The organism is Evansella halocellulosilytica (assembly GCF_002335745.1).
Lineage (GTDB): Bacteria > Bacillota > Bacilli > Bacillales > Salisediminibacteriaceae > Bacillus_CA > Bacillus_CA halocellulosilytica.
Map to the genome: position 1 here is coordinate 2,362,335 of NZ_NIST01000001.1, position 19,385 is coordinate 2,381,719.

Annotated in this window: 17 protein-coding genes; 11 read left to right on the forward strand and 6 right to left on the reverse strand. The window is 38.1% G+C overall.

Annotated elements, in window-relative coordinates:
* The first annotated feature begins 188 nt into the window (after nucleotides 1–188).
* Nucleotides 189–1,214, forward strand: a complete 1,026-nt coding sequence (locus tag CD001_RS11195; protein WP_096187824.1) for a WD40/YVTN/BNR-like repeat-containing protein — start codon at nucleotides 189–191, stop codon at nucleotides 1,212–1,214.
* A gap of 533 nt (nucleotides 1,215–1,747) precedes the next feature.
* On the opposite strand, the gene CD001_RS11205 is transcribed toward CD001_RS11195, so the two are convergent.
* The 3 genes from CD001_RS11205 to CD001_RS11215 form a co-directional block, all read right to left on the reverse strand.
* Nucleotides 1,748–2,062: a DUF2325 domain-containing protein gene (locus CD001_RS11205; RefSeq protein ID WP_096187826.1), complete on the reverse strand. Its 315-nt coding sequence runs from the start codon at nucleotides 2,060–2,062 to the stop codon at nucleotides 1,748–1,750.
* A 99-nt stretch (nucleotides 2,063–2,161) separates the two neighbouring features.
* The gene (gene ytvI, locus CD001_RS11210) at nucleotides 2,162–3,307 is read right to left on the reverse strand and encodes a sporulation integral membrane protein YtvI (RefSeq protein WP_096187827.1); all 1,146 of its coding nucleotides are present in this window, start codon (nucleotides 3,305–3,307) and stop codon (nucleotides 2,162–2,164) included.
* A 642-nt stretch (nucleotides 3,308–3,949) separates the two neighbouring features.
* Complete coding sequence (locus tag CD001_RS11215) at nucleotides 3,950–4,351, reverse strand: DUF4870 domain-containing protein (RefSeq protein ID WP_096187828.1); 402 nt, start codon at nucleotides 4,349–4,351, stop codon at nucleotides 3,950–3,952.
* A 403-nt stretch (nucleotides 4,352–4,754) separates the two neighbouring features.
* Between CD001_RS11215 and nhaC the strand changes: the two genes are divergently transcribed.
* The gene (nhaC, locus tag CD001_RS11220) at nucleotides 4,755–6,203 is read left to right on the forward strand and encodes a Na+/H+ antiporter NhaC (RefSeq protein ID WP_096187829.1); all 1,449 of its coding nucleotides are present in this window, start codon (nucleotides 4,755–4,757) and stop codon (nucleotides 6,201–6,203) included.
* 452 nt (nucleotides 6,204–6,655) lie between these two features.
* On the forward strand, nucleotides 6,656–7,105 hold the full coding sequence (locus CD001_RS25995; protein WP_142303579.1) for a hypothetical protein: 450 nt from the start codon (nucleotides 6,656–6,658) through the stop codon (nucleotides 7,103–7,105).
* Nucleotides 7,106–7,379: 274 nt separating this feature from the next.
* Here CD001_RS25995 and mreBH read toward each other — a convergent pair whose 3' ends face one another.
* The gene (gene mreBH, locus CD001_RS11225) at nucleotides 7,380–8,387 is read right to left on the reverse strand and encodes a rod-share determining protein MreBH (RefSeq protein ID WP_096187830.1); all 1,008 of its coding nucleotides are present in this window, start codon (nucleotides 8,385–8,387) and stop codon (nucleotides 7,380–7,382) included.
* 429 nt (nucleotides 8,388–8,816) lie between these two features.
* Between mreBH and CD001_RS11230 the strand changes: the two genes are divergently transcribed.
* The 8 genes from CD001_RS11230 (at nucleotide 8,817) to CD001_RS11265 (ending at nucleotide 17,023) form a co-directional block, all read left to right on the forward strand.
* Nucleotides 8,817–9,983, forward strand: a complete 1,167-nt coding sequence (locus tag CD001_RS11230; RefSeq protein WP_096187831.1) for an acyl-CoA dehydrogenase family protein — start codon at nucleotides 8,817–8,819, stop codon at nucleotides 9,981–9,983.
* A 413-nt stretch (nucleotides 9,984–10,396) separates the two neighbouring features.
* A complete protein-coding gene (gene abc-f, locus CD001_RS11235) occupies nucleotides 10,397–12,016 on the forward strand; it encodes a ribosomal protection-like ABC-F family protein (protein WP_096187832.1) in 1,620 nt (539 codons plus the stop codon).
* A gap of 206 nt (nucleotides 12,017–12,222) precedes the next feature.
* Nucleotides 12,223–12,909: an MOSC domain-containing protein gene (locus CD001_RS11240; protein ID WP_096187833.1), complete on the forward strand. Its 687-nt coding sequence runs from the start codon at nucleotides 12,223–12,225 to the stop codon at nucleotides 12,907–12,909.
* Nucleotides 12,910–13,009: 100 nt separating this feature from the next.
* Nucleotides 13,010–13,207, forward strand: coding sequence for a hypothetical protein (locus CD001_RS11245; protein WP_096187834.1), 198 nt, complete (start codon nucleotides 13,010–13,012; stop codon nucleotides 13,205–13,207).
* A gap of 55 nt (nucleotides 13,208–13,262) precedes the next feature.
* Nucleotides 13,263–13,565, forward strand: coding sequence for a YhdT family protein (locus CD001_RS11250; RefSeq protein WP_096187835.1), 303 nt, complete (start codon nucleotides 13,263–13,265; stop codon nucleotides 13,563–13,565).
* Nucleotides 13,562–15,013, forward strand: coding sequence for a sodium/pantothenate symporter (gene panF / locus CD001_RS11255; protein ID WP_096187836.1), 1,452 nt, complete (start codon nucleotides 13,562–13,564; stop codon nucleotides 15,011–15,013). Before CD001_RS11250 ends, panF begins: the two co-directional genes overlap by 4 nt.
* A 17-nt stretch (nucleotides 15,014–15,030) precedes the next feature.
* A complete protein-coding gene (locus CD001_RS11260; protein WP_096187837.1) occupies nucleotides 15,031–15,357 on the forward strand; it encodes a nucleoside triphosphate pyrophosphohydrolase in 327 nt (108 codons plus the stop codon).
* 385 nt (nucleotides 15,358–15,742) lie between these two features.
* On the forward strand, nucleotides 15,743–17,023 hold the full coding sequence (locus tag CD001_RS11265) for a helix-turn-helix transcriptional regulator (protein ID WP_096187838.1): 1,281 nt from the start codon (nucleotides 15,743–15,745) through the stop codon (nucleotides 17,021–17,023).
* 102 nt (nucleotides 17,024–17,125) lie between these two features.
* On the opposite strand, the gene CD001_RS11270 is transcribed toward CD001_RS11265, so the two are convergent.
* A complete protein-coding gene (locus CD001_RS11270) occupies nucleotides 17,126–18,118 on the reverse strand; it encodes an agmatinase family protein (RefSeq protein ID WP_096187839.1) in 993 nt (330 codons plus the stop codon).
* On the reverse strand, nucleotides 18,111–19,385 hold the full coding sequence (hutI, locus tag CD001_RS11275) for an imidazolonepropionase (protein WP_096187840.1): 1,275 nt from the start codon (nucleotides 19,383–19,385) through the stop codon (nucleotides 18,111–18,113). Before hutI ends, CD001_RS11270 begins: the two co-directional genes overlap by 8 nt.

A 19,385-nucleotide genomic window follows, 5' to 3' on the forward strand; every position in this document is an offset into this window, starting at 1 on the left:
TAATATCCAAAAAATATCCAGGTGCCAGGCACTTGGGCAATTATGGAAAGGAATTATAGAGGGGATTGAATGAAATGGAAATGATAATAAAAATAAAAATAGAAATGGGGATGAAAGTGGATTTTTAGAGGATTCTGGTCATAAATCAAGAACGTCTTAATTAAGTACAAAATGAAGGGGGAATGATGATGAAATTATTTATTGCTTCAGGAAACGAGTTGTTAGTTGCTGAAAAGAGAACTGGCGAATGGTCTTTGGTTTCTCGGAGTTTACCAAAGGGAGATATTCAAGCGGTTGCTGCTGAACCTCAAGGCGGAGCTGTGTTTGCCGGAACGTTAGATCACGGGTTATGGTACAGTACAAATGAAGGTGAGAGCTGGGAGCAGATCGGTAAAGATGTTTTGCATAACAGAGTCATGGCACTTCACGTTACATCCTACAAAGGAACTGACAGAGATGAAGAAACACGTCTATACGTTGGGACAGAACCTAGTGAGTTATACTGTACTACTAATTATGGGCAAACGTGGGAGCGATTTCCGTCTTTATTAACGTTACCGTCGAAGTCGACGTGGAGTTTTCCTCCGCGACCATACACTCACCATGTTCGTGATATAGCTACTAGTAAAAAAGATAAAAACTTCATTTTGGCAGGGATTGAGCTAGGTGGTGTAATGAGAAGTCTTGACGGCGGAAAGAGCTTTGAAGATCGCAAGGAAGGCTCTCAGTTTGACTGTCATACAATTAAAGTCCATCCAGAAAATGATCAACTTATTTATGAGGCAGGAGGGGGAGGTTTTGCAGAAAGTCGTGATAAAGGGAATACTTGGAATACGCACAATGATGGCTTAGGAGAGTTTACGTATCTCGTCCACGTTGCTGTTGATCCCGGTGACTCAGAATTGGTTGTTGTCTCGGCTGCGGAAGGCCCCATGACAGCTTATTCACCAAGTCGTGCTCATACCCACATATACAGGCGGGAAAAAACAGGTGGAGTGTGGTCAAGAGTCTCAGATGGTTTACCTGATCCAACTCATTCCACTGTATACCATCTCCATTCAAATCCAAATGAACCACACTGTTTTTATGCGGTAAATAATAATGGAATATATTGTTCAGATGACAAAGGTAAGACGTGGTCTGAAGCGCCAGTTCAGTGGTCGGAAAGTGTTCATCATAAAAGGATTACAGACGTTTGGCTTCAAAGTGAATGATAGTATCAGCAAAAATTAAAGATGTCTTCGTAAATAAGTTCCCGAACCTATCCCCTTTATAGAATGTACATGCAAAATGCCTGATTCAACTTCATAAATGTAACAATTGTGCTGTCTCGTTTCTGTGGGAGAATGTGATTTTAAATATTCTACTAACTTAGGGATATATGGTTTACTTTCGTTTGTTAAAAAGATCCAAGTTTCTTTCTTCATTTTCTTGTCGCGGTGATTCCCAGTAAAGATGAAAATATTCTCATAAAAAACGATATTTTTTAAGCAGAAACAAGACAGCCTGTGTTGTACTTTAAGAGAGTAGTCAATGATTGCCGTAATTTTGATAAGGAAATCTGCACTTGAATGAAACACCCGGTCCAGACATGGATGTGATTCTTCATAAAAGTGATTTAACATTTTCATTTTGGTTATGGATTGTGATGACATCGATTTGGCAAACGTGAGTTGAACTAAATCTTGTAGAGTATTGATCTCCTCATTCATATAGAATGCCTTTAAATGAAACATGAGTAACCACCTCAGTTATGAATAAATGGACATCTACTGCACACGTGCTCACATGTTGTTAGCGTTTGATAAATTGCACACCATGAACGCCTCGAAAAACAAATAGGAATCGATTGTTGCTGTGCTTTTTTCTTCATTTTCTTTGCTAAATTATGGTTTATGTAATCAGTTAATACAAGAATTATATCTACATTAGGAGGGATAGACTTAGTAATCATTTTCGTTTTACGTCCAGAAATATGAATGTACGTTTCGAAACCAAGATGTGTTAAATGATCTGGGATTGCACCAAGCTTGTCTCCGCCGACAATCATGATTGAGCTCATAGTATCTCTCCTTTAGTTGAAATTGAAAATCATTATCAATTAAAATTATAAAAGAAAACGACTTTCATTACAATCGTAAATTGTGAAAGTCGTTTTTGATTATTTGCTATTTTGTTTTGGTGACGTTTCATCAACAAATCCATATCTAATGAAATAACCTACATCTTTCCATATACCGATGTCTTTCATGATGACAACAATCACTAATACAAATGGACCGATAAACAAGCCCAGTATTCCAAACAGTTGAAAACCAATGAACAATGAAACAAGAACGCCGAGAGCATTTAAGTTCATACTTGTTGATAAAACTTTCGGTTCAATTGTTTGACGAATTGCGACTGTTACTCCGTATACGACGGCAATACCTATTCCCATACTTATATCACCGGTTATAAAAAGATAAATGAGCCAAGGGATCAAAATCGTTCCTGAACCTAGATAAGGAAGGATTTCGGCGACACCAACAATGATTGCAATCGTTAAAGCTTGTTCCACTCTTAAAATGGATAACCCAACTAATACGATAAGAGAGGCAATACCCATAAGAATAATTTGTGCTCTTAGAAATCCAAGAACACGATAGCTGAACATTTTTCTAAATGCTCGTCCTTTACGTATTAGTGGTGCCGGGGTTATCTTTTTCGCTCTTTTAACTAATGAATCCCAATCCTTTCCTAAAAAATAAAAGGCTAAAAAGATAAATAAGAAGCCTATTAAAAATGTTGGGACGGCGATCAAGAGCTGAGTAAGGGTATCAACAAATTTTTGACCCATTTCCCCGAGCATTGATGCTAATTGGCTACCTAACTCCGCAATTCCTTCATGTAGTGTACTTTGCTGTTCAGGGGTTAAAGAATCCATTGCACCAGAAAGTTGATTCCAAATCGGTAATACAGATTGATTAAAAAACTGCTGTACTTGGATCGATCCGTGTTCAACCCATGAAGGTAAATATTCTGACAAGCGTCGTACTCCAAAAATGACTAAAAAGGTTAGACCGGTAAATATTCCTGCTAGTGTACTTAAGCCGATCAAAAGTGCGGTCAAAACAGACAGTCCATATGGAAGTTTGACTTTATCATTTAATAATCGAATGAGTGGCATAAACATCCAAACAAGGCCAGCGGCAATCCAAAATGGATAGGAGATCGTGAAGAGCCAGCCTAAAAACCATAATGTTCCGATGCTTAGTAAAACGACTATTGTAAAGCGAGCTGCGATAATTCCGTGATTCTTTGTCATGCCAGCCCTCCTTTTTTTACAATAATATTCTAATACTATAAAAAAGTAAATTTGTCGAATGAACAAGATTTCTTTTTTAAAAGGTTAAGAAAGTATAAAATTTCAATCTCTCGATTGTTGTCTAGCTTCAGCGACGAGCGTTTACATCACGTAAGACTTCGAATTATCTCGATGGACAGGACGTCCTAATGCCGGGCATGCCACAGGACGTGGCGTATTGCCCGGTTGACGGATACACCCCAAAGCAATACTAGTAGAGGAAGAGACAAAGACAAGCTTTCGACACTCCTTTATCTCACCCGACTAATTCCGACGAACATGGACGTTCCAGTGTCGGGCATATGCCATAGGACGTAGCGTTTTTGTCCGACCAGTTTTCTTCGTCGATAACAGAAGGCGCTTGCGCTTTTCTTATCATAGCAGAATATTCCATACAAAGAAATCAATCATGTCAAAAGGACATTGTCAAGAGCTTTCACAAATTGTCGGGGATCTGGTCCCCGACAATTTTATTCTGGAGTAATGTTTTTAGGCAAGAAGTTTAATAAGTAAAAAGCTACTTTTCTTCATTATCAGTTTTTCCGCTTTTCTCTCATACATAAACCATAAACAATTTGGGCTTAAACTAATAATAAACGTACGTTAGGATATAAATCTGATAATAAGCGGGTATCGTTTTTCTCTACCAAACAAACAGAAAACAATAGTTATGAGCACAGTCACTACATAGAAAAGGTAAATAAATATCGATATTGACAAAGCAGTAAACGTTCCTAAAACCGCAAATATTCCAATTAAAATCGTCCCTGATATTAAGTCCGTCATAATTGTGTACATAATAATAAAGATTAAAAGGCTGTATAATGTAATACTAATTTGTAAATTTAAAGATTCCTTACCTTGGCGGTTAACAAATTCTGAGTTAGATTTCATTAATAGCCAATAAGTGAAGGTGAGTATTATGTTCCCAATCGGAATTGGAATAATAGCAAGGAAATGAGCAATTGATCCAAGTACTCGTTCCATAGGCGTAGCTTCGTTCATATTAATTGAATCCCCTTAATATCAAAATGATGAAGTCATTATAACATAATTGAGCGGTATTAATTGTGCGGTACCAGGTCCCGCACAATTGTTTGAAATCTATTGACAAACATATTTGTCTGTGACAATAATCCATATGTTTTGTATGTTAAAGATTTGTAAATTCATTTCCTTTTATTACTACCTAATAATTTCTGGGCCTATATGAACAATAGATTGACAAACTACTAGATCTTCGTTAGGATAGAAACAGCCCGCATCACTTTACCACTTAAAAGCGTTTAAGTGATTAAGTGATCAAGCGATTGTAAGTTTAACTTATCAAAAAAAGCGAACAAAAGTTCACAAAATTGTCATGGACCTGGTCCCCGACAATTTCGTTGTTTGAAGAGGAGAGGTTTCCATGGGAGACAACAACAGTGCAATTCACATCCGAGGGTGGGAATCCGTTATAATTTTATTTTCAATATTAGTAGTTATTGGATCTTCTTTGTTTCTTTTTGAAGCAGAACCACACGTTCCAATTTTTATTGTAATCCTCCTATTAATTACATGGGGGAAACTACGTAAATTTGAATGGAAAACGATTGAAAACGGGATGATTAAAGGTGTGCAGTCAGGCATTGTTCCTGTCATCATATTCATGCTAATTGGAGTTCTTATTGCTGTTTGGATGAAGTCTGGAACGATCCCGACACTAATTGCTTTCAGCTTTGAAATAATATCAATCGAATATTTCTTATTAAGTGTATTCCTTGTTACAGCAATTATCGGAATATCAATAGGCAGCTCATTTACAACAGCATCGACCATTGGAGTTGCTTTTATGGCATTAGGGACAGCACTTGATTTCAACTTGGCTATGGTAGCTGGAGCAGTAGTTTCCGGAGCGATGTTTGGAGATAAAATGAGTCCAATGTCTGATACGACGAACTTAGCTTCTTCTGTTTGCAAAGTTGATTTATTTGAACATATCCGTCACATGCTCTGGACAACTATTCCTGCGTTTATCATTACAGGGATCATTTTCTTTACAATAAGTTCTGGAGCGGAGACGGCAAATATTAGCCAAGTTGAAGCTTGGATAGAAGCTTTTGCATCAGTAACAACTGTTCATTGGCTTGCCATGTTACCAGCTATTGTGATGTTATTTGCAGCTATTAAAAAGCTTCCAGCAATACCAACGATGATATTAGGGATTGTAAGTGGTGTTGCAGTTTCAGTTGTTTTACAGCAAGGTGGGGTAAACATTTCAGAATGGATGTCATTAATACAGAACGGTTTTGAAGCATCAACTGGAAACGAGCAAGTAGATGATATTTTAAGTAGCGGTGGTATTCAAAGTATGATGTGGGCAGTGTCCCTGCTATTACTCGCTCTATCGATGGGTGGAATTCTTTCAGAGCTTAACGTCATCCAATCGTTGATGTCTGCTATTCATAAACTAGTAGAAACACGAGGGAAAATTGTCCTTTCTACCGTCTTATCTGGCATAGGTATTAACTTGAGCCTCGGCGAACAATATATGTCTGTCGTATTAACAGGTGAAGCTTATGAGAGGCGCTATAAAGAAATGGGATACACAGGCAAGCATTTATCAAAAGTATTAGAATCTGGCGGAACGGTCATCAATCCACTCATTCCATATGGGGTCAGCGGTGTATTTATGGCAAGTGTACTAAATGTACCAGTATTATCATTTGCCCCATTTGCGTTCTTCTGTTTACTTTGCCCGATCATTACAGTTATTTATGGATTTACAGGCGTTTCAATGAAAAAACAGCAAAAGATTACAGTTGATAAAGAAGAGGACGATCAAAAAACGAATGAACTCGTTTCTAATATAAGCTGATCTTTCTGATCGTAAAACAAGAATAAGGCTCCGCACAATTTTGTGGCGAAGCCTTTTCTTTGTTTAAAGGTAAGAAAGTATAAATTTCAATGTCTCGATTGATGTCTAGACTTCAGGCACGAGCGTTTCCTACACGAGCTTCCACACGGATGTGGTGACTTCGGTGTTCCCGCAGGACGCGGGGGTTTTAGCCGAAGATCTTATCTTACGAGTTGTCTCGACGGACAGGACGTCCTAATGCCGGGAATGCCACAAGACGTAGCGTATTGCCCGGTTGACGGATCTAGCTTCAAAGTGATACTAGAAGAGGAAGAGACAGCAGTTTTCGGCTCGAGGTCGCTTCGCCCCGCCACTTGAAGTCTAAGTTCGGACTTCTTCCTGTCGGTAACCCCAAAGAGCATTTACATCACGAATAAGCTTCGATTTGCCTCGACGGATATAACCACAGAGCGATGCTAGAAGAGGAAGAGGCAGCTCGTTGCTCCTGCAGTTACTCGTCGCAGACTGAGTGCTTCTTCCTCTGCCAGAACATACGAAGAAGAGAATGCGTCGAAGCAGCTCGTAGTGAAATCAGCGAAGAATGGCTCGTTGCTCCTGCGGTTACTCGTCGCAGACTGAGTGCTTCTTCCTCTGCCAGAACATACGAAGAAGAGAATGCGTCGAAGCAGCTCGTAGTGAAATCAGCGAAGAATGGCTCGTTGCTCCTGCGGTTACTCGTCGCAGAAAAACAATGCTCCTGCGGTTACTCGTCGCAGAAAAACAATGCTCCTGCGGTTACTCGTCGCAGACTGAGTGCTTCTTCCTCTGCCAGAACATACGAAGAAGAGAATGCGTCGAAGCAGCTCGTAGTGAAATCAGCGAAGAATGGCTCGTTGCTCCTGCGGTTACTCGTCGCAGACTGAGTGCTTCTTCCTCTGCCAGAACATACGAAGAAGAGAATGCGTCGAAGCAGCTCGTAGTGAAATCAGCGAAGAATGGCTCGTTGCTCCTGCGATTACTCGTCGCAGGTAAAGAGTGTCGCCGATAGGCAGGCGCCTTGTGCTTTTCTTTTATGTTTAAAGATAAGAACTGAATAAAATGTAAAAATTTCTATCACTCTCGGCATCTAAGTATTCCGGATGACAAATCTAAACACCACAATCTAGTTGAAGTGAGAAAAGAGATTACGTGTTTGTCTTATTTTGCAGCTTTTTGCAATTTATGAATGACACTCAACGAACGCCCAGTTCCGATGGCGACAGCTTCTAAAGGATTTGGCGCAATGTGGACCGGGACAACAATCTCTTCACTTAGCCATTCTTGTATCCCATTTAACAAAGCTCCACCTCCAGTTAAAATTACCCCGCGATCTACAATATCTCCACTTAACTCTGGAGGACAATCTTCTAGAGTAGCTCGAATCGCTTCTAAAATCGCTAACAATGAATCTTTGATAGAATCTTGGATTTCATGAGAACTTAATTTGATCGTTTTAGGTAATCCTGTTACTAAGTCACGGCCCCGAATATCCATTTGTAATTCCGGGTGATTGATAAGTGCATAACCGATTTCCATCTTAATTTGTTCTGCTGTACGGTAACCGATAAGTAAGTTATATTTCTTTCTGACGTATTGAATAATATCATCATCCAATTGATCACCGCCAGTTCGAATTGAATTACATGAGACAACTCCTCCGAAAGAAATAATTGCAACTTCAGTTGTTCCCCCACCAATATCAACAACAACATTTGCAATCGGCTCTTCAACAGGTAAGTCTGCTCCAATAGCTGCAGCAACTGGTTCCTCAATCAGCTCAACATCTTTCGCCCCGAAATTTTTTACAGCATCATGAATAGCCCTTCTTTCAACAGAAGTAGAGCCAGAAGGTGTACAAACAACGACATTCGGTTTTCTTAATGATAAACCTAACTTTTTACTTACTTTTTTCATAATATGTTTTAGCATATCTGTCGTTACTTGATAATCAGCGATGACACCATCTTTAAGAGGTCGGATAGCGACGATATTTTCCGGAGTTTTTCCTACCATACTTTTAGCTTCATCTCCAACAGCTAAAACTTGCTTGGTTTTAAGATCAATGGCCACAACCGAAGGCTCATTTAATACGATACCTTTGTTCTTTGTGTAAACTAAAATATTTGCAGTTCCTAAATCAATTCCGATTTGTGTATTCGAAAACATTTTCATTCCTCCATCTGTACATGGTTTTCCCCATATCATATTTGTTCTTCAATCATAGCTTTTTTCTAGGGGTGAAAATAGAGAGAAATTATGGAAGAGTATGTGAAAGGGAAATTATTTCCCGGGAAAATATTTGTCGAATTAGGTAAAAAGATCACTGTCGAAAGGAATAATATTGCATAAAAGAGGATGTTCAAAAAGTCCAGGAAAAATAGATTTCGTATCTCTGCGGTGACTCGTTTTTCTGTTACTCACGTATTAATATCATAGCTTCGCTAATCAAAACATTGTCGCCTGAATCTACTCGGCTCTTTTTGTCCTCCTTTTGAACAGCATATAAGTGATTATTCTTTATTAATTTAAAATCTTTTCATACAATAATACTTAAAAGCATAGAGGAATAGTCGAGATTAGAAAAGGAGGATCGTCATGGATCATGTAACACGTAACTTAATAAAAACTACTAAACAAAATGAATTGTTTTGCAGGGCTGAATCATTCATCAGCAAATTTAAAAAACGAGCACCGATGAATGACGCAAATAATACGTTCCCTTTTGAAAATTTTGAAGAGTTGAAAGCGAATCATATGACTACACTAACGATTCCTAAAAATTACGGTGGAGAAGAAATTAGTTTATACGAGTTTTTGCTCGTGCAAGAAACATTGGCACAAGGAGATGGAGCAACGGCATTATCATTGGGCTGGCATAATGGAATAGTTATGCAATTAAAAGATTCAAAAAAGTGGCCAGAAGAAACATTTAAAAAAGTAGCGCATGATATTGTAAGCAATAAAACGATCATAAACAGTGCAGCGACTGAACCGAAAACAGGCAGTCCGGCACGAGGGGGAAAACCAGAAACAACAGCTGTAAAAACGGATAAAGGATGGATGATCAGCGGAAGAAAAACGTTTACGTCTTTAGCTCCTGTATTAGATCATATCATTATTACAGCAACGATGATCGAGGGAGAGAAGGAAAGTGTTGGTGAATTTCTTTTAAAACGTGAGACAGAAGGAATTTCCTATGAACAAACATGGAATACGTTAGGAATGCGGGCGACCAGAAGTGATGATTTAATTTTGCACAATGTTCATGTTCCTGAAGAGGCACTTGTTGCTACGAAAGATACAGGGCACGGAAAAAGCCCTCAAGGCTGGCTTCTACACATTCCTGCTTGTTATTTAGGTATTGCTATTGCAGCAAGGAACGATGCAATTGAATTTGCAAGAACGTATGAACCGAACAGCTTAAATCACCCGATCTCTGAAGTGCCAGAAGTACGTAGGAAAACAGCTGAAATGGATCTTGAATTGCTAAAAGCAAGGCATTTTCTCTACCATATCGCAAGTATATGGGATGATTTTCCTGAAAGAAGATCACAGTTAGGGAGTGAACTAGCTGCAGTAAAAACTGTCGGAACAAACGCAGCAATAAATGCTGTGGATTTAGCGATGCGGATTGTAGGCGCCTATAGTCTACAACGAGACAATGATTTTGAACGGTATTATCGAGATGTGAGAGCTGGACTTCACAACCCACCATCAGACGATATTACGTCGATGATTTTAGGGAAGAAAGCGTTTGAATGAGAGGGAAACGTCTTTTAGCAAATGGTTCAAGTGACCTTCGGATAATTGGGAAAAATGACGGTTTACAAGAGGTGCGTAAAAGGATAAGATATTATTAACTTTAGATAGAAAGGGTAAGGTACTTAATACAATGAAGCAGTAATCCTATTTTAGACACGAAATTTCAATATTTTTAAAATTTGTCTAGACAGGATTAGTCTGTTCATTTTAGGTACAATACTTCTTTACTATATAAAATTAAACAAGAGAAAGTGCGCCGTTTAGTTTAATTGGCGGTTTCGCACTGCACAGCCCAAATTGTGCTAGTATAACGTTTGGTATGATGATGCACCTTTCTTCGGTCATACGGAGCTTGTTTAATGTACCTGAATATATGCGTCTAATCCTCTCTAGCAAAATAGGGAGGTTTTTTTATGTTATTAATTGAAGCAAAAAATATAGAAAAAAGTTATGGTGACAGGACGATTATTCAAGCTGAGCATTTGCAAGTGTATGACCGTGAACGTATCGGTGTAGTTGGAAAAAATGGAGAAGGGAAATCGACCTTATTAAAAATACTCGTTCAAGAACTTGAACCAGATCAAGGGGAGGTTCAGTCTTATTGTTCAATGTCGTATATCCCTCAACTTGAAGATGGAGAAGTAAATCCGATAAGTAAGAAGGCGAAAAATCAATGGCACATACCTGATCGAGATAAAACATCTTTAAGCGGAGGAGAAGAGACGAGAATGAAAATTGCAGCGGCATTCTCCACAGACGCTAAACTAATTGTAGCTGATGAGCCGACAAGTCACTTGGATATTCAAGGTGTAGAAAAGATTGAAGAGGAAATGAAGACATTTTCTGGAGCAATCGTGATGATCTCTCATGACCGTGAACTTCTTAATGAAGTATGTACGTCGATTTGGGAAGTCGACAATGGCAGCATCAATTGCTTTCAAGGAAATTACGATGCATATGTAGAACAGAAGGAACATGTAAAGGAACGACAAGTTTTTGAATATGAGCAATATATTAAAGAAAAAAGAAGGCTTGAAGAAGCTGCTGTTGAAAAAGAGAGGAAATCGAGTTCATTAAAAAAAGCACCTAGCAGAATGGGGAATTCTGAAGCTAGACTGCACAAGCGCAGTGTAGGTACCAAAAAAGCTAAACTAGATAAAAATGCAAAAGCGATTCAAGCAAGAATTGATCAACTTGAAAAAAAGGAAAAACCAACCGATGAAAAGAAAATTACCTTTGATGTACTTTCTCATAATCAAATCCACAGCAAAGTCGTTTTATCTTTCGATCACTTGGCTGTGCAAGTAGGAAAAAAATTATTATTTGAAAAATTTACAGGTATGATTAAACCAGGAGCACGGGTAGCGGTTTTAGGAAAAAATGGGTCAGGGAAATCAACATTGTTAAACATAATTGCAAATGAAAACAATGACAACATCACTATTGCAAAGCCTGTAAAGCTCGGATATTTCCATCAAAAGCTTGAAAACTTAGATGAAAATAAGTCGATTTTAGAAAACATCCTAACATCAAGTCCACATTCAGAACAATTTGTACGTACAGTATTATCAAGGCTGAATTTTAAAAGGGATGATGTCAATAAAAAAGTTATGATGTTAAGCGGAGGAGAAAGAGTAAAAACTGCATTAGCAAAAGTATTTTTAGGTAAATATAATGTTCTATTGCTTGATGAACCGACAAATTATTTAGACCTCTCAACAAAGGATGCATTGCAAACGGTTTTAGAAGCCTTTCCTGGAACGGTTATATTTGTTAGCCATGACCGCTACTTCATAAAAAATTTAGCGACTCACTTTCTACAAATCGAAAAAGGAACAGCTGTATTAAATGAAAACGTCTCGGAAGAACAGGAACAAACTGATTTTCATGAGGAGAAAGTAGATAAAATGAAGCTTGATTTAGAGATTACAGAAACAATTAGTAAACTATCGCTTGCAGTAACTGACGATGAAAAACAGAGGCTGGAGTTAAAATATAGAGAGTTGTTAAATATGAAGAAAAAACTGAATTAAACATACAATATCATACATTGTTATCGCAATATATTACAGAATTTGTTAGAATTTAGTTTAAGATGGATCGTCTTAGGAGTTCGCATCACAATGTCAATGTGATGAGTGATGACAAATATCCCCAAAAATAACATCAACATGACGAATTTTAAATAAGAATTTCCCAAATAATGTTGGCTTGATAACGTAGAGAGGGGCAATGTGAGATGAAGCGGTTAAAAGCAAACTTGATCTCAGTTAATGTCGGTCATCCTAAAATGTTAACAGGACTTGACGGAACAGTCATTTCATCAATCGATAAAACAGCAGTTGATGAAGATTTATATTTATCTAAGCATAATTTAGCTGGTGACCAGCAAGCCGATTTAAAGCATCATGGCGGAGAGGATAAAGCATTATGTGTCTATCCGTTTGATCATTATTTATTTTGGGAAAAAGAATTAAATCGGAAATTGGCACCAGGAGCATTTGGCGAAAATTTGACGGTAAAAGGATTGACAGAGGATACAGTATATATTGGTGATGTTTTCCAATGGGGGGAAGCACAAGTACAAGTTTGTCAGCCAAGAATACCATGTCATAAATTAGCAAAAAAATTAAAATCAAAAGACATTCCGAACAAAGTCATAGAGACTGGGTATACAGGGTACTATATGCGCGTTTTAAAAGAAGGTGTAGTCTCGGTAACGAGTCCATTGCAGTTTATAAAGCGTTTTTCAGAAGTATCTATTGAAAATGTAAGTGAAATATACTTTCATGACCGTTTAAATCAAGGAGCAATAAAAGAAATTATATGTATACCTGAGTTAGCTTCAAAATGGAGAGAAATGATGGAGAAACAACTAGAGAAGGCAGAGAGTAAACAAAATAAAGTGGATAAAGAAAGAGCTTGAGTTATTGATTCAAGCTCTTTTTCTTTCGTTTTAAGTGGTAAAATATCCTAAATCGAGATTATTAAGATAGAAATGAAGTTTTATAGGAGTTATGCTAAGAATGGTAGGCATTGCTAAAAATCCACGGACTTCTTCACTATCTTACTTTACATGTCATTTTTTCGTTATAGAAGAAGAGCTGGTAAAGGTTCTCGTTAATTTTAGAAAAGATGATGATAAAAAACAGTTTCCAGCGATGAACAAAAAGAGCTTGAACGAAATAATGTTTGCATGTGTGTATGTTGTTGCAGGAATTTAACGCTTTATCATGAATTAGTTTTAAAATGACTTCATGGAGGGAGAAGGAGGATCTTATGAATCGAAAAACTCCATTTGACATTGATGATCCCAGGTTTCAAGTTGCCAATCGCGAAGCACTTGCTGGAGTCGCACTTGTCCTATTTAATTTTATATGGTGGTACGGATTTGCTTACGGTCTAGGCTCTAAGCCTGTAGAGGAATATACGTATATACTCGGTCTTCCAGCATGGTTTTTTTACAGCTGTGTCGTTGGATTTATTGTAATGGCCATCCTCATCGTTATTTTAGTAAATGGTTTTTTCAAGGAAGTGTCGTTTGAAGACAAGCCCGAAAAAGAACGGGGGCGTAAAGAGTGAATACCCCTGTATTAGTTTCTTTAATCATTTTTGTCATCATCATTTTTATCATTGGTTTATGGTCAGCTCGAAATGCGAACAGGCAAGGGAGCGGATTTTTACAAGAGTATTTTCTAGGGAGCCGTGAATTAGGCGGGTTCTTATTGGCGATGACAATGGTCGCTACATATGGGAGTGCGAGCAGCTTTCTTGGCGGTCCTGGTACAGCTTACGTACATGGACTAGGCTGGGTGCTGCTTGCAATGTCTCAAGTCGCAACTGGTTATTTCGTGTTGCTCGTCCTAGGGAAGAAGTTTGCAATCATGGCGAGGAAATATGAAGCAGTTACGCTAGTTGATTTTTTACGTAAACGATATGAAAGTAAGGCGGTCGTATTAATCTCCGCATTTAGTATCATTATTTTTCTTTTTTCTGCAATGGCTGCTCAGTGGGTCGGTGGAGCAAGACTCATTGAATCGCTGACAGGTCTTACATACACGTCTGCCTTATTTATTTTTGCAGTTGCAGTACTCATTTATGTGATTATTGGCGGATTTAGAGCGGTCGTTATGACTGATATGGTACAAGGTGTTGTCATGGTCATTGGAACTCTTGTTATTTTAATCGGGACAATCATTGCAGGCGGCGGTATTACGAACATTATGAACGATCTTATTGCAGAAAATCCAAATTTAGTCACCCCTTATGGTCACGATGGCAGTTTAACTCCAGCATATGTTTCTTCATTTTGGATTTTAGTCGGGGTTGGCGTCATTGCACTTCCTCAAGTAGCAGTTAGAGCCATGTCTTATAAAAATGCGAAGGCAATGCACCGTGCTCTTATTGTTGGTACGATTGTCGTTGGGTTTATTATGTTGGGAATGCATTTAATCGGTGTTTTTGCTAGACCGATTATTCCTGGCCTAGAAGTGCCAGATCAAGTTATGCCACTCATTGCAATGGAAGTATTACCACCGTGGCTCGCCGGTTTTGTTTTAGCAGCACCGCTGGCTGCAATCATGAGCACTGTTGATTCATTACTATTATTAGTTAGTTCAACGGTTGTTAAAGATGTTTATTTAAATTATATCAAGCCCGATGCAACGGTAAAAAAGGTGAAACAAATTTCATTTGGAGTGACAGCTACTTTAGGAATTATTGTTTTTGCTCTCGCACTAAGCCCTCCTGACTTATTAATATGGCTGAACTTATTTGCATTTGGCGGGTTGGAAGCAGCATTTATTTGGCCAATTATTTTCGGTCTCTACTGGAAGGGGGCAAACAAATGGGGGGCACTTTCATCAATGATTGTCGGTGTCTCTTCATATATGATGATTCATCAGTTTTGGCCAGATCCATTCGGTATGCACTCAGTGGTTTTACCAGTAGCTTTCTCATTTATTGCATTTGTTTTTGGATCACTTTTAGCAGGCAAGAAATCGAATGTTGAGTGGAGTGAAAAAATATAATTGTGGGGTGTGGATGAATGCCAATTTACAATAAGCTCGTTCGAGACCGAATACCTGAAATCATTAAAAACAATGGAAAGAAATATGAAATGAGAAGGTTGGATCATGGGGAATTTGAAAGAGAGGCAAAAATTAAACTGAAGGAGGAGCTTGAAGAATTTTATGAGGCAGAAAATGCAGAACAAGCAATTGAAGAATTAGCAGACCTTTTGGAATTAATCTATTGCATCAGTGATCACTATGGGTATTCAAGGGCAGAATTAGAGACGATTAGGCAGGAAAAAGCACAACGAAGAGGGTCTTTCCAAGAGCATTTGTTTTTAGAAAAAGTAGTGGATGAATAGGCAGTTAGTTATAAGAGTAGATACTTTTACGTAATTTAGTTATATTTACCAAGTGCTAACTTTCATTTATAATGAAACTTTCCTAAAATCATAGTGAAAATTCGACATAAACATACAAAGATTTTTCGGAGGAAAGTTATAGTCATGCTCAAGTCATCATCTATAAATACCGCTGTTATAATGATATTTTACTTTCGACAAATACTCGAAATAATAATCGAATTGTGATAGGAAAATTTTCATCTTCTATGAAAAAAATTTTCCTGGGGAAAAGGATTTAATTCATAAGTCTTATTGTTTAACATAAGAGTGAGAGCATCATAAATCATTAAAAACAGCTATTTACTATCAAGAAATACAGTAGAATTAACGGTGGTGGAATGAAATGCTGGGCAAAGTGTTAAAGTATAATCGAATTAAACAGCAGAAGAAACAGGAAGAAGTGTGTGAAGGAATTTGTTCCATCTCGTACTATAGTAAAATTGAAAACGACCAAATTGAGCCGAGTGCAGAACTCGTCTACAAGTTGATGGACCGACTTAATATCGATGAAGGAAAGTTAAAAAATCAAGATGAAAATAAAGTAAAGGACGAACTTATTAAGTGGGGCGAAGCTCTAGTAGAGAAGGATAAAGATGAGGCTTATGAGCTGTACTTCCACTTACAAGAAAAAATCGGTTTTGTTAAAGAGGAAAAAATCTCTCTGTTGTATAAAATCTTTTATTCCCGTTACTGCTGTTTGAATGAAGATTTTGCGACAGCGAAAGAGATGATGGAAAAAATCGAACATGATGTTTACCGGGTAAATGATGTAGAGCTCTATTTTTATTTTTATAAATGCCAAGTTGGATATTTAGATTATCACGGTAATTATGCGAAAGCGAAAGAAGCAATTGAAACAGCGGAAAAATATATTAATTATGCGATACACCCGCAAATTCAAATAACTGACTTATATTTTATGGCTGGGCTCTTTAGCTATCGAATGCATAATGACACTGTTGGAATTTATTATATGAAAAAGGCTTTACAAGGATTTGAATCTATTTATAATTATACTCGATCTGCGGAATGTCATATAACAATGGGGTTATGCTATAGAAACTTAAAGCAAGGAGAGGAAGCAAAGCAACATTACAGCTATGCAAACAAAATTGCTAAGCAAATTAAAGATGAGTCATTACAAGCTAGTGTGTTGCACAATACTGCTCAGTTATATCAAGGATTAAATGATCCATTTAAAGCAATTCAATTTTTTCAAATGAGTTATCGTTTAAGAAATGGTGAGGAAAGACTCGTTTCAATTTCTGGAATGCTTGATGAATTTTATAAATTAGGACACGAACAAGAAATGTTAACGTGGATTGAACATGGTTTTGAAATTATTGACGATGTGAAGAGTAAACGTCAATTAGATGGATTGGAAACAGTATTCTATTATAGATATTTATTTTATCGCGTCTTGATCGATCCGAAGTATAAAAAGGACTTTGAAAAGGTTATGACCGAAATTATCATACCTTATTTTGAAGACAAGGAAAGGCCAGCGCATGTAGCCTATTTTGCTGAAAAAACAGCAGAATACTTTGAGGAAAAAGAAGACTTTACTAATGCTACTGTATATTACAAAAAAGCTTACAAATCACTATATACCATTGTTTATTAATTGTGATACTAAAAATCCTTGGCACTCATAATGCTATTATTACGGTGACCTGCCCACTATCTACAAGACAGAGGGCAGGTCCTGTTTAATTTTTATTTGTATCTAAAAACTTGATTCTCTTAATGCTACACCCGTTAAGAAGCTTAGAAATACATGAGTCCCTGTTTTGACCGTTATGTCAGCAAGATCTTTCTTAGGATCTAAACAGACAATGTCCATCGCTTCAACTTTCGAGTGAGTACCAATAAGAGTTGCTGCCTCAAATAACTCATCAGATCTCATTCCGCCAGGGGTTGTTGCAGGAACTCCAGGAGCATATGACATATCGAGAACATCCATATCACATGTAAAGTAAATGAAATCTACTTTTTTACTTAGCTCATTCAAAGCTTTTTCAACCGCGTTATTTACTCCTTGCCTTCTTGCCTCGCGCATCGTCGTGTATTGAACGCCATTTGCATCAGCGTATTCTTTTAAATCTTTTGTGTTAAAAAAGCCATGAAGGCCGATATTATGGACATTCGATCCTTTTATGATGCCATTTTCAATTAAATATCGAATCGGTGTACCATTTGCTGGTCCAAGCTCATTCGGGTCCCGCAAATCAAAGTGTGTATCAAGCTGAATAATGCCGATTTCCTTTGTCTGATCCGCTTGCCGAATTCCCTTAATCGTCATCGCGGTAATTGAATGATCACCGCCAACCGCAATTTGAACAGAGGGTGAGTGCTTGATCTGAATATCTGTTACTGCTTCAACGATATGTTCATGACACATGTCAACATTTGTTACGTGCTGTTTCGTGTCTCCTAGGTCGATGACGTTTAAGTCAGATAAATCAAGGTCATAATCAAGATTATATGTTGTGAATCCTTTCCATGATCTGCGAAATGCTTCAGGAAACTCAGAAGCCGCAGATGCGCTAATTGACGAACGGGAAAGAGGGATACCAAACAGTAAGATATCAGCTTCGGAAATCTCTTTTCCTGTAACGTGCTGAACCGGATTAATCCATTCGTGCACCTTCTCAATTTGCCCTCCAGTTTTGGACCACGTAAACGTAGGAGGAACTAACCCTTTATACGTGTTACTCATTGTGACCACTCTTAGAAAAAATGACTTTGCCATTTTTTACGACTGTTTCGGTATGGTTAACACCGTAATGATAAGTAAACTGCATATAGTTAGGGATATCCCAAATGACGACGTCTGCTTTTTTCCCAGACTCGAGACTTCCGACTTTATCGCCTCTTTTAATCGCATGTGCTGCATTAATGGTCGCAGCGGTAATCGATTCTGCAGGTGTCATTCCCATTTTCAAGCTTGCTAAGTTGATCATAAAGGGCATTGAGACACTTGGCGATGACCCTGGGTTACAATCTGTTGAAAGGGCAACAGGTACACCAGCATCAATCGCTTTTCTGCCATCAGCAGCATCTGTCATTAAGAAAAAGGCTGTCCCTGGAAGTAATACAGCGACCACTCCTTTTTCAGCCATCATGTCCAAACCTCGGTCTGACACTCGTAAGAGGTGATCCGCAGATACAGCACCGACTTCAGCAGCTAATTCTGCTCCTTCATAAGGTTCTATTTCATCAGCATGAATCTTCGGTAATAGTCCATGGGCTTTACCCGCTTCTAATATTTTACGAGACTGTTCAGGCGTATAAACACCGCGTTCACAAAAAACATCATTAAATTCCGCAAGCCCTGAATCAGCAACTTTCGGGATCATTTCATGACAAACAAGGTCAACGAACTCATCAGGCTTTTCCTTATATTCTTGCGGAATGACGTGGGCACCCATGAATGTATGGACAATATCGAGCGGGTGGTCTTGATTAAGTTGATGGGCGACTTCAAGCTGTCTTTTTTCGACATCCCAATCCATTCCGTAACCACTTTTCGCCTCAACAGTCGTCACTCCGTGTTCGACGAATTGATTAAGACGACGTAAGCTTTGTTTATACATCACTTCAAAAGAAGCTTTTCTTGTTGCACGCGTTGTCGCATGAATACCACCGCCTTCCTCCATGATTTTCATGTAAGAAGCACCTTGCAGTCGCATATTATATTCATTTTCCCTGCTGCCGGCAAAAACGAGATGGGTATGGGGATCAACGAGTCCAGGAGCAACAACCTTCCCTTTTGCATCAATGACTTTGGCCTTTGCAATCTCTGCAGCATACGCTTCCTCAAGCTTAGTCGTCTCATCGACAGCAAGAATTTCATCATCTTTTATTAAGATCGCCCCATTTTGAATGACACTTAATGAGTTCATTTGTTTCTTTGTAGCCGGACTGTTGGAAAAACCTTTAATTGTAAGTAATTCATTTGCATTTTTTATATAAAGGTAGCTCAT